We start from the raw sequence: 12,071 nt of genomic DNA, 5'->3' as shown, positions 1-12,071 counted from the left end.
TTAATCCGATATTTAATAAAATAAGACTTCAATGTACGGTTATAATGTGATAGAATATCTTCGTATGTATATTTGAAGAAACCCGGTTTATATTCGAATTGTTATTTAAGTAAATTGAAATGTGAAATACAAGGTTTCACAGTGTTTACAACAAAAGAAAGCGATATCTCTTTTACTTTCCGGCGCACCGTATTTCCTGAAATTATAAAATTCGCTTTTCTCACAGACTTGTTTTTCCCAATAAGTGGCTTTTTCCGTCAGATCATAACATTCATCCGCATCTTTTGGATATCCTGTAAATTCGGTTATATCATTGCAGCATAATGGCCTGTCATCATATTGCATAAATATCGGAATATCAGGTGTCTTCTGGTATTTTTCTGTAAGTATATTTTTGTTGTGTATATATGCTGCATCGTTCAAATCTTTTTGACGCAGATACTGATCTATGATTTCGAAATATGCAAAATCACAGGAATGCGTAAGATTACCTTTTAGGATACAGGAAGAGCAGGCTGCATAGATATCATCATCCACTTCCCCGTTTTCCAGATGCAGTTTGCCCTGATAGGGGTACAGATCAATATCTGTTCTATTACAGACGTGGCATTCATCGTAGTAGCTGTCTAATTTTTCGAGAGCAGAATCCGCAATAAGGTCAAAAATCTTTCCCATAAGAGTGTTGTGACTTTGATAACAAGTTTATTATTTACAATATCATAATAATTCCATTTGAAAACAAAAGACCAGCATCTTTAGTGAAATACTTTATTTACGAATGTTGCTGCGCACGACACGAATCCTGAATCAGTATACCCGGATATACACCCATGTATTAAAGGTTAGTATATTATCCCTAATTTTAGGACATATTTCAGGTGTTATGCAATTATGTCTTCAAAAATAGTCTTAAGAATAGAAAAGCCGCATTTAGTAAAAAAAGCAAAAGGAGTACAGCTGTTATTTGCGGTATTGCTGAGTCTTTTATTGATATTAGCACTTGTTCTGAATTTTAAATCTGCACTGTTTGCATTCGGAACGGTGGGTTTAGTGTGGTTGCTTAAAAGTAAAATGCATATACGTATGAATATCTATCTTGCTGTAATACTTTTGTTTGCAGCAATGATTTTCCTTTCTTATATTCTCCATATAGATTTTCCATCCTATCTGTTGACGACATTAGTGACACCTGTTGTCTTACTCTCAGGATCCGCTTATTTTTTTCCGGCGGCTGAATCTTCAGCAGAAATATTTTACATAGACAGAGGGCAACTCAAGTGTTTAGCCACAAAAGACAATGACTATAAAGCCTATGCGCTTAATCCTTTTTCATTTTACAGATCTTTTGATACGCAGCATATTAAAGGTATTGTCTTCGGAGATAATGATATGCGGATCAATATTAATGACGAGCTGATATTACCTCGTGAGCTGGATAAAGATGATCTGCTTAAAATCCGGGAATTTGTGGAGCAGCATTTTGAGCATCTTGTGCTGCAACCTGCTATGGAAGAAGCATACAAATCACAAAATCAGTTATATCTGCTTAAACTATTGTTAGTTGTGCTTTTGATACTGAGTGGTATGGCTATTTATTTTTTTGCAGACAATGGAAGAGACACACCGTTAACATGGATTCTGATGGCTGTGGCTGCTCTTCTGATCATAGGCATTTTAATCTTTTTTAATATTCAAAAGAAAAGATCTGTATAAAAATATAGCACAGCAGTTTTAAATGTTACTTTTTTCGGATATTTTCCAGTAAGTCTGACATGATCGTTAAATAACGACCGTCTCCTTCGCGATAAGACATCGTAGACAGGATGTAAGGTTTAAGAACCCACACATATTTCTTTTCCTGTTTTAAACGTTCCAATTGCTGCGCTTCAATTTGGTCATATTCAGAGCGTTTAAGTACCAGAAACTGAATGCTGAAATAGTCCCTGTGATAAGCTCCTTTTTCTGTATCAAAGCCGGCTTCTGAAGAAGGCTCAATCTTTAACTGAATAATTCTGTCATCAAACTTCCATAGATCGAAGCTGGTATTTTGAGTATCATAATCGTATATATCAGCACGTATTTCCTTTATGGTATCAACATAATGTTTACTGTATTTCTTTACCTCATTGTAGGACAGGTAATTGACCTTTTCGGGTGGAGATGCATCATATTTATAATAATTCAATTCTTCATATGATCCCAGTTTATCATAAAGATGAAAGATCAGAGAATCCAGTTCTTTTTTTGTTTCGATCTCACTATAGCCTACAAAAGAGATCAATTTATCGTTTTCATCTGTTTCCAGTTCTACCTGATCGAATACAAGTCCGTCATAGTGTGCAATACTATCCGTTTTTAAACTTTTATAATAATATCTTTTTCCGGGAACACTCTCATATACCAGATTGCCCTCTGTCATATTTACCTTCCATTCATAGTCAGCTTTCTGTTTTATTGCTCCTGTATTCTCATCCACAGAGTCCAGTACAGAAGCAATCAATTTTACAGGGCTTTCATTAAAGGTGAGCTGATTGACATCAAACATCGCCTTCCGGGATAAGATCTCCGGTTGTGGTTTTTCAGAAGGAGCGGAAGAATTGGAAGTTCCCTGACAGGCAACCAAGGTATAAAGCATTGCAAAAAATATTCTTTTCATAGATGTGATCTTCAAACTGTAATAACTTAAGAACCGGCTTAATATTGTTTTAAGCTACAATATACAAAGTCAGTACTTTAAAAACAAACTGTTAATACAATAGTAAGATAAAGTAAAAGATAATAGTGCAATATGGATGGCCTAAGATTGTTCTCTTAACATACTCACAATGTGTAGGGGCAGACCTTCGTGCTCACCGCTGTTCTGTAATATAGTAAAAGCATTCTTTTTAAAATATTCTTTTAAAGAATCTTCTACATATTCCGTAATCCAGATGCTGTCGTACGACCGGCAAAGTGCCAGACATTTTTCCAGTAACGAATCCTTTGCAGTTGTATTTTCATAAGCTTTCAAAATACCAAAATCTGCGATTCTGATCATACGATTATGGGAACATGTATCCGGCCTAATACCTTTAGAGGTAATTCGTGCAAATCCTGCCGGCCGATCATCTACGTTGACCATAAGCCATTGATTGGATAAGCTATTAACCTCTTTTAACAGATGTTTTTCATTAAAATTAGCCGTTAAATAAGTGCTCAGTTGTTGTTCTTCTACAACCGATGAAAATTTTTCAGTGGAAATATCTTTCGCCAGCAGCGAAAGCCTTTCAATATCCTGTTCTGTAGCAATTACGAATTTTGTAATTATTTTCATACCATTCTTAATTTGTTAATAGCACAAAATTACGTTTCAATTCAGTAGCTGAGCGGTACAGAACTGTAAGGAATGAACGGTACAGATACTATCCGGCCAACTGGCCGGCAAGTCTGATCGCTTCTATCCGTTGAGCGGTATAGTTATCGGAAAAAACTAGTCTGAAGTAGTTAGAAAATATCCCTGAAAATGAAAAAGTATACCCCGGAGTGAATCGTACGCCAATCTTATTGCATTGTTGGTAAAAGTCCTCCATATTGACCCGTTCAGGCATTCTGACCCATATATTGTAGCCACCTGAAGGGGTGAGCAGCGTAATGTCTTTCGGAAAACTCTCTGTTAGAAGCCGGACTGTGAAATGCGCATTTTTTGCCAGCTGCATACGGAAGTTGCGCAGGTGGCGGTCATAACTGTTTGTTTTCAACAAGCGGTTTACGGTTTCCTGATAAACTGGAGATACACTGCTACCCAATGAAAATCTGATCTGTTCAGCACGTTCCATAAATCGTCCGGCAGATAACCAGCCAAGTCTGATACCCGGAGCCAACGTTTTGGAATATGAGGAATACGTCATCACAAGTCCGCTTTCATCAAATGCTTTAACAGGAAGCGGCCTTTTATTCGTGAAGCTCAGATCTCCGTAAATGTCGTTCTCTATTAAGGCGATTCCTCCATGTTGTATAATACGGAGCAGAGCTTTCTTCTTTTCATCCGATAATAATACACCGGTCGGATTATGAAAATTGGGCGTAACCAGCACTGCTTTTATGGTGTTTTTTTCGCATGCTTTTCGAAAAAAGTCTACATCGAATCCACTTTGCGTATCTGCAGGTATTTCTATTACTTTCAGGTGAAGTACCCGGATAATTTCCAGTACCGAAAAGACACAGGGGCTTTCTACTGCAATAATATCACCTGCAGTGCATACTGAAGATAATGCGATATACAAAGACTGCAATGCTCCGTCTGTAATCAGCAATTCTTCCGGAGAATAGACAGTCTGATACCCGGCGGCATATCTTGATATCGTATTACGGAGATCAAAAGATCCATTCGCGGGATAATACCGTAATAAGCTGGCTCCTTCTTCCCGAATAACCTGTTGCATCGTGCGGAGTAATAGCTTTTGAGGTACTAATAAATCTCCCGGTGCTGCGACATTAAACTCAGAAAGTTGACGGCCGGAGCGGAGAGAGGTTGTCAGGAGGAGATTATTTTTGAACAGAGAGTCTCTTACTACAGGTTTTCGGCGGGAAGGAATCTTTTCTTGTTCTTTTTCGGTGGCAACACGTACAAAATAGCCGGATTTGGGAATACTTTCGACTAAGCCTCGGATAATAAGATATTCATATCCGCTCTGTACCGTGGTTATGCTGATCTGATATTTATCTTTTACTTCACGAACCGAAGGAAGTTTATCACCGGGGAGATATATACCCTCATTGATATTCTTTTCTATAAAAGAGGTGAAGACTTCATATTTAGAGGATTTCATATAACTGTACCGGTTGTTTTATAAATATGGATTAACTGTACCGGCAAATTTGAGAAATTAAAAACACAATTTCCTGTATAGGTCAGACATAATTTTTTGATACAGTTGGCCCCATATACAAACACAGCCTGCATGGAGAAGTGAATTCTAACATATATAATTTTCTTATTTCAAGGTAGCAATATTATTCATTAATAATCAGCTTGAAACCTATTCCTCTGATATTGACAATCTTGATGTCTGTATCTTTGCTTAACATCCTTCTTAATTTAGTGATGAATACATCCATACTCCGGGAGAGCAGATAGCTGTCATCTCCCCAGATGTATTTTAAAGCTATACTTCTGTCCAGAACACCATTTTTATTATCAACCAACATCTTTAGTAACATAGCCTCTTTGAAGGTGAGGTCTTGCTTCAGTGGGCCATACTGGAGAGACAAACTCTCAAAATTCAGTTTATACTTACCGATAGCGATTTCTGGACTGGTTGAAGTCTCTTTTATCGGAGCAGACCTTTTTAACTGAGATTTGATACGGACGATCAGTTCTTCCATACTGAAAGGTTTTTTGAGATAATCATTTGCTCCAAGTTCAAAACCCTCCACAATATCTGCAGTTGAAGATTTGGCTGTGAGAAACAGGATGGGAATATCATTATCTATTTTGCGTATTTCCTTTGCTACTGTAAATCCGTCCTGCACGGGCATCATGACATCAAAAATACAGATATCAGGACGTTGTGCCCGAAATGAAGAAAAAGCTTTGAGCCCGTCTGTGACCCATGTAACTGTAAAACCTCTGCTTTCCAGGGCTTCCTTAATAATTTTTCCCATTAAGACTTCATCTTCGGCTAAAAGGATATGGATGTGTTGCATGTTAATTATCATTAGGGATTAAAGGGATCTCAATGGTGAAAGTAGTACCTTTTGACACTTCACTGTTTACTTTAATAGATCCGTTGTGCAGATGGATTATTTTTTGAACATAGCTTAGCCCCAGACCAAAGCCCTGTGCATTGTGCACATTGCCGGTAGGGACCCTGAAAAAATTATCAAATATTTTATTGAGATATACCTTCGAGATACCTATTCCGTTGTCCCGGAAGATCATATGAAGATTTTTATCGTCGTTGTAAAAACGTATTAAAATATGGGGATGCTCTTGGTTTTTTCTGTATTTGATACTGTTGTCAAGTAAATTAAACAGCAGATTGCCAAAGTGTACTTTATCTGCAGTGATCAGGTCTGCCTGGCTGTCATTCTGAATGTCCAGTACTCCGTTGACTTCAGCCAGCAAGGGTTTACTCTGGGTGTAGAAGGTTGTCAGCAATTCGCTCAGAGAAAACTCTTCGAATTTGATGACAAAAGGTTTTTCATGCGATAGTTTCAGTACCCGTTCTATCATAGAAGAAGTGCGGTGGAGTTCATCAAGACAGATACCGAGATACTCATCCAGTTTTTCGGGATCATCTTTTATTCCAAAATACCGTATAGACTGAATGGCTAACGAAACGGTAGAGATGGGAGTCTTGAATTCGTGCGTCATATTAGAGATAAAATCATTCTTAATCTCGGAGATTCTTTTTTCCTCTCTCAACTGTTTGATAAGATAGATCAGACCATAGACAATAAACAGGACAATAAGCAGTGATATTATAAACGTCCAGAAAATGCTCTTCAAAGGCCCTATCATATCGTCTTCCACATGTATCGTAGCAAGAAAATTAAGATCGATAGCTTTATTCTGTACCGCGATAAAATTATATTTCTGAAACTGAAGTGTATCTTTTGTGTACCAGATCCGGGGTTGCTGTACAGACTTCAGGGATATTTCATATCCGTTTGTTATTTGGTTAGCCTGAAAGTGTTTTTGTATAACCTGACTGATTGATTTTTCGGCATCGACCAGCTGATTTTTTTGCGGAATTTCTGGTTTATAAACCGAAACTTTAGAGGATTCAGTAAGCGTATTTAAAGAAGACTTCTTTACCGAACCCATGTTTTTTACCGTATCAGAAGTTTTTGCAGGATCAATAGTGGTGTTGATATTAAAAGTCACTACATTTTTTCCTTCTTTGGTTGAAATGGAATCTTCCGAATAAATCTGTGTCAGACTCTGAATTGTTTTGGCTAGCTGTCTGGCCGCTAAACTGTCTTTTTTCTCTATTTTATACAGTTTATTCATGCTTATTAAACTGTACTGGTCGAGACTTTCACTTAACACACGCCGGATATTAGCCTGATTCTTTTCTCTGTTCAATTTAAAGTCACTGTATAGCCAGTAACTCTGAAGTATCAGCATGGCTATAGTGCTTATGGCAAGCAGATAAATAATGACTTTAAATTTTCTTTTTTCCATCGGTTTTTGTTTTTCAGATTGGGTGAAACAAGAATTTATCCGTCTTTTTTAACACTGTTTCACAGTCGTTAACACTTGTTAACAAATCTGTTAGCTATTAACGCTAATTAACAAATAATAATCAGCATATCCGCAACTGAAGATCCATTTTTGTGAGCACAAAATAAATATATTTTATATGAAAACGAATTTAATTAAACAAAGTATCTGCCTGATTTTTCTTTTCTTAATTGCAGTTACTACCAAGGTTTCAGCACAGGAATATATGGATGCTTATGTCAGATATGCAGTGTCTCATCTGGCGGATTCGACAAGAAAAGACAGTCCTATCAAACAAGATATGTATGTCTATGTATCTCCCAACTATTCTTATTATTCCAAAATGCAACCGGAGACTTTTTCACCCAATCAGATGACATTTTCTTATGATAATATTCCTTCGGATGTGGTAGATAGTTATCTGTACAACAAGTCCTCGCAGGAATATTTTAAAATGGAATTTGCGGGGAACCTTTTCAGAATTAAAACGGAAAAGAAATCAATTGACTGGGATATTAAAGATGAAGAAAAGGAGATAGGCGGATATAAGTGTATCAAAGCTGTAGGTACATTTGGCGGACGTACCTATGAAGCCTGGTATACTCCGGAATTGCCTTACGCCTACGGACCATGGAAACTGGACGGTCTTCCGGGACTTATTCTGGAGGCAAAAGATCTGAAAAGTGAAGTGATATTTGCTTATTCCGGTTTTAATAAGATGGCTGAGAAGTTTGAATTTGCCAAATTATATGAAATGCAGGAAACTACTGCTGAAAAGATTGCTAAAGCAAAAAAGGCAATGGAAGCAGATATGCTGACATCTGTTCTCGCATCAGTGCCAGCAGGAAGTAATGTGACATTCAAAGGAGAGGATGGCAAGGACATATCAAAAGAAGAAGCCGAAATGCTAATACAACAGCATAAAAAGAAACAAGCCAAAGAAAAATCTTTCGAACTCAACAATCCTGCTGAAATCAATAAATAATGAGAAGCATTATTCTGATCATCATAAGCCTTCTGGTATTGAACCAGAAGGTCTATTCACAACAATATGCGGAGGGAAGTGTCCGAAACAGTACAGGTGCGATGATTCCTTATGTAACGGTCTCTTTGATGGATGCTAATCAAAAAGTCATTAAGTCGCTGAGGGCTGACAGTAAAGGTCATTTTAAAATTGAGATCGCTAAAGAACTGAACCGGGACAGTCTGTTTCTTGAATTCAAACATATTGCCTACGTTACACAACATATTGCGTTGTCATCTCCTTCTGCCGTTTATGCTGTAAAGATGATAGACAAGCCAATTTCTCTGGACGAAGTACAGGTGAAAAGCAAGCCGCGTATCCGACAGAACGGAGATACGACAACCTATAAAATGGGCTCTTTTACTTCAGCAGAAGACAGGAATATAGGGGATGCTATCCGCAGGATGCCCGGTATGGAGGTGGATGATGCCGGAGTTATCAAATACAATGGCAGGACAGTATCGAATATGTATATTGATGGAGATGATCTTTTGAATGAAGGCTATGGAATAGGTACACGTACCATAAAACCACAAATGATTGAAGATCTGGAAGTCATCCAGGGACACGAACATCGAAAAGTTAAACAGGGTTTGTCAAAATCTGACGAAGTGGCTATCAACCTGAAAGTAAAAGAGGATGCAAAACTAAAATGGTCAGGACAGGTGAGGCTGGGAGCCGGCTTACCATATGGCGTGGAAACAGATAATAATGCAATGACCTTCAATAAAAAATTTAAAACGTTGAACAACTTGCAGGGAAATACTGTTGGAGATGATATGGCAAAGGAAGTGACTGCAACACATTCTTTTGATCTGACCTCGGCAACTTCCGCCGGCAGTCCTGCTATACCTCTAAACAGGTATAATAAAAATCACTCGTTGGCCGTCAATCTGAATAACTTATATAATCTAAACAAAAACTGGCAACTGAAGAATAATGTCAATCTTTGGGGAGATCGTGTCAACAGACAGAGCAGTATTCTGCAGAATTACAGAATTGACGATCAGCTGATCAGTTACGATGATCGTATAGAAACAAAGTCCAGATCCATGTACGGGCATATCAGCCTGGGGCTGGAGTCAAACACGGATAATTACTTTTTCAAAGATTATCTGGCATTCAAAGCCGGAAGTTTAAGAGATAACTCTTTTATAACAAATAATAACAACGATTTTTTTCAGCAGGACCGGGATCAGTCCTACCGGTTCAGTAATAGTCTGGAATATATGCCAAAGCTCCGGAATAAACATGTACTGACTGTTTACAGTAATGTTTTTGCAGGCCGTCATAAGGAAAATCTTAGTGTTTCTCCGGGTATTATGACTGATATTCTGAATGCAGATAATCCTTACAAAGAAGTGCGGCAACAGGTAAATACACCCGAGTTGTCATTCCATACAGGAGCAAGTTATACAGTACCCGGACGCTTTATAAATCAGGAGTATAAAGTAGACTACCAATATAAAGATATACGGCTGGAATCCGATCTGCGACTGGCAGATCTGGATGAACAGATCAGACCCGTCACCGGATTTGTTGACAATACGTTCAGATGGAAAGAGAATGTTGTTGAATTATCAGGAACGTGGAATGCAAAAATCAAAAAATCTGAATTTCAGGTGAGATTACCGGTTCAATACGGAAGGTGGAATCTGGCGGATCCTAATTTTGATTTTCGTGATGTGGAAAATCGTATTTTCTTTAATCCTATAGCTTCTTTTAAACAATACGTATATAATAAAGATTACATTAACCTTTCCTATGCATTACGGAATGTAACGGGAGCAATAGATAACATATACAAAGGGAAAATCTTGGTCAATTTCAGAGACCTGATTGCCAATGATGCACGTTTTGATATACGTAAACAGCAGAATATGACAATAGATTACAGTTTTCAGCGTCCTTTGGAAATGCTCTATATGAATGCCTCTCTTTCTTATTCGCAGATGAATGCCAATAATATTGTTTCCCGGAATCTGACACCTTCAGGAATCCAGTCTGTTTTTATTCCGCTTAAAAATAAGATGAATACGCTGAACTCCAATGTAGGTATTAGCAAGTACTTTTCCGAACTGAAGACTTCTACATCGTTCAAATCAGCGTATAACATTACACATTACAATCAGCTGCTGAATGCACAGTTGCTACCCTACCAGAATGCAGAACTGATTGTGGAGCCAACCGTTGAATTTAAAGGTATTCAGGGGGTAACACTAAGCTATAAAAGTGTATGGACAATGTCCAAAAATACAGTCGATGAAGAATTGGCTGCAGCATCAGCGTTTGACTCAAAAAACCAGTTATGGGTGAATAATCTGAGCATGACGTATGTGCCTTTCTTCAATTTTTTTGTCAAAGGAAGTGTGGCGCATAGAAAATTGGAACAGACCAATCTGAAAAGCATTCAAAATACTTTTCTAGATATGAATATCCGGTATAAAGTTCCGAAATGGAAAATGGAATTTGAGCTGGAGATGCGCAACCTGAGCAATATCAAAATGTATGAGTCTTATTCCATCAGTGCTGTGCAGGAAAGCATTTCAAGATATCCGCTCAACGGGAGACTCTCTTTATTCAGAATGAGTTATCTTTTTTGATCCCTTATATGTGAGGAATACATATTCCCCGATAAAACTGCTATTCCCGGGAAGGAGGGATAACCCGTATATAGCAGTATCGGGGAATCCTTACATTTTATACTAAATATTACGCTGCCTGTGCATGGAGCATATGGATGTGAGGATTTTGGAAGTGGAAAAACTGACGAACCGTAAATTCACCTTTTTCAGAGCAAACACGATTCGTCAGAGATTATTTTAGTTGGATTTTTTTAAGGATGCGATGGTTTGCAAGACTACAGAAGTCATTACCAGCAGTAATCCAATGTAAAAGAAGAGGTTTAATTCCTTACTTTCATCAAAAAACAGAAAGGCCAGTATAATTGCGTAAACAGGTTCGAGATTGAAACTTAAATTTACAGTAAAGGCAGGTATTTTTTTAAGCGATTCTGCAAATAAGATATAAAGACCAACGGTACAGAAGGATGCCAGTAACAGGAGATATCCGATGTCTCTCCAATCCGGAAAGACAGTTTCTACAGGAAATATATACAGATAAAAAGGCATCAATATTCCTAATCCTATAGTTCCTCCGATCATTTGGTAGTAATTGATGAGTCTGCTGTCATACTTTTTTACAATACGCTCATTGAATAATGTATACAGAGCTGCAAAAGCAGACGAAATAATTCCCAGGGCTATTCCTAACTGATAAGATGAATCGAAATGAAAGATTAAAGCTATTCCTGCTAATGTCAGTACACTTAAGAGTAATTCATTCACATTGAATTTACGACGGTTGATTAGCGGGTCAAATACGGCAGTGAAGAAACTGGTTAAACAATAACAAACTACGCCTACTGAAATATTTGAGTATTTGATGCTGGCATAAAAAAACACCCAATGCATCGTAATGAACATTCCGATTTTGGCAATATCAAATTTTTCTTTCGTAGTGATATGCCTTGGAACCTTGAATAGGGATAAGATCATCCAAAGGATAATAGCGGAGAATAAAACTCTGTACCAGACCAAAAGGCCTTCATTGACAGCTATAAGTTTTCCGAATATGCCGGTAAAACCTGCAAGTATTACAGCAAAATGTAATACCAGATATGATTTTTTCATAAAAGAATTGTCTTCCTGTCCCAGAAGAACAGGGGTATAAAAATTAATAAATAACTAAAATCAGATTATAACATATATGCCAATCAGCCTATCCGCAATCTGTATAATCTACGTATCTGTTAAATATTAAGGGGTAGGAGGAGGAAGA

General features: G+C 37.6%; 10 protein-coding genes. 3 read left to right on the top strand and 7 right to left on the bottom strand.

Features of this window, described 5'->3' with window-relative positions:
• Positions 1-105 precede the first annotated feature (105 nt).
• Entirely contained in the window at positions 106-675 is a 570-nt protein-coding gene (locus I6J02_RS20510; protein ID WP_201679620.1) for a hypothetical protein, read from the bottom strand.
• A 216-nt stretch (positions 676-891) separates the two neighbouring features.
• Between I6J02_RS20510 and I6J02_RS20505 the strand changes: the two genes are divergently transcribed.
• On the top strand, positions 892-1,713 hold the full coding sequence (locus I6J02_RS20505) for a hypothetical protein (RefSeq protein WP_201679619.1): 822 nt from the start codon (positions 892-894) through the stop codon (positions 1,711-1,713).
• A gap of 25 nt (positions 1,714-1,738) precedes the next feature.
• On the opposite strand, the gene I6J02_RS20500 is transcribed toward I6J02_RS20505, so the two are convergent.
• The 5 genes from I6J02_RS20500 to I6J02_RS20480 form a co-directional block, all read right to left on the bottom strand.
• Complete coding sequence (locus I6J02_RS20500; RefSeq protein WP_201679618.1) at positions 1,739-2,656, bottom strand: hypothetical protein; 918 nt, start codon at positions 2,654-2,656, stop codon at positions 1,739-1,741.
• 141 nt (positions 2,657-2,797) lie between these two features.
• Positions 2,798-3,313, bottom strand: coding sequence for an N-acetyltransferase (locus I6J02_RS20495; RefSeq protein ID WP_201679617.1), 516 nt, complete (start codon positions 3,311-3,313; stop codon positions 2,798-2,800).
• 88 nt (positions 3,314-3,401) lie between these two features.
• On the bottom strand, positions 3,402-4,808 hold the full coding sequence (locus tag I6J02_RS20490; protein WP_201679616.1) for a PLP-dependent aminotransferase family protein: 1,407 nt from the start codon (positions 4,806-4,808) through the stop codon (positions 3,402-3,404).
• Between the two features lie 184 nt (positions 4,809-4,992).
• On the bottom strand, positions 4,993-5,685 hold the full coding sequence (locus I6J02_RS20485; RefSeq protein ID WP_201679615.1) for a response regulator transcription factor: 693 nt from the start codon (positions 5,683-5,685) through the stop codon (positions 4,993-4,995).
• A 1-nt stretch (position 5,686) separates the two neighbouring features.
• Positions 5,687-7,168: a sensor histidine kinase gene (locus I6J02_RS20480; protein ID WP_201679614.1), complete on the bottom strand. Its 1,482-nt coding sequence runs from the start codon at positions 7,166-7,168 to the stop codon at positions 5,687-5,689.
• 178 nt (positions 7,169-7,346) lie between these two features.
• Here I6J02_RS20480 and I6J02_RS20475 point away from each other — a divergent pair, with 178 nt between their 5' ends.
• Positions 7,347-8,192, top strand: coding sequence for a GLPGLI family protein (locus tag I6J02_RS20475; protein ID WP_201679613.1), 846 nt, complete (start codon positions 7,347-7,349; stop codon positions 8,190-8,192).
• Complete coding sequence (locus tag I6J02_RS20470; protein WP_201679612.1) at positions 8,192-10,834, top strand: TonB-dependent receptor; 2,643 nt, start codon at positions 8,192-8,194, stop codon at positions 10,832-10,834. The genes I6J02_RS20475 and I6J02_RS20470 overlap by 1 nt, the downstream gene beginning before the upstream one ends.
• A 219-nt stretch (positions 10,835-11,053) precedes the next feature.
• On the opposite strand, the gene I6J02_RS20465 is transcribed toward I6J02_RS20470, so the two are convergent.
• Positions 11,054-11,923 (bottom strand): DMT family transporter, encoded by an 870-nt coding sequence (locus I6J02_RS20465; RefSeq protein ID WP_201679611.1) that lies wholly within the window; start codon positions 11,921-11,923, stop codon positions 11,054-11,056.
• Positions 11,924-12,071 lie beyond the last annotated feature (148 nt).

Origin of the sequence: Sphingobacterium spiritivorum (genome assembly GCF_016725325.1) — a bacterium.
In the GTDB taxonomy this organism is placed as follows: Bacteria; Bacteroidota; Bacteroidia; order Sphingobacteriales; family Sphingobacteriaceae; genus Sphingobacterium.
The sequence above is the reverse complement of the archived record's forward strand: the minus strand, read 5'-3'. Positions and strand labels throughout refer to the sequence as shown.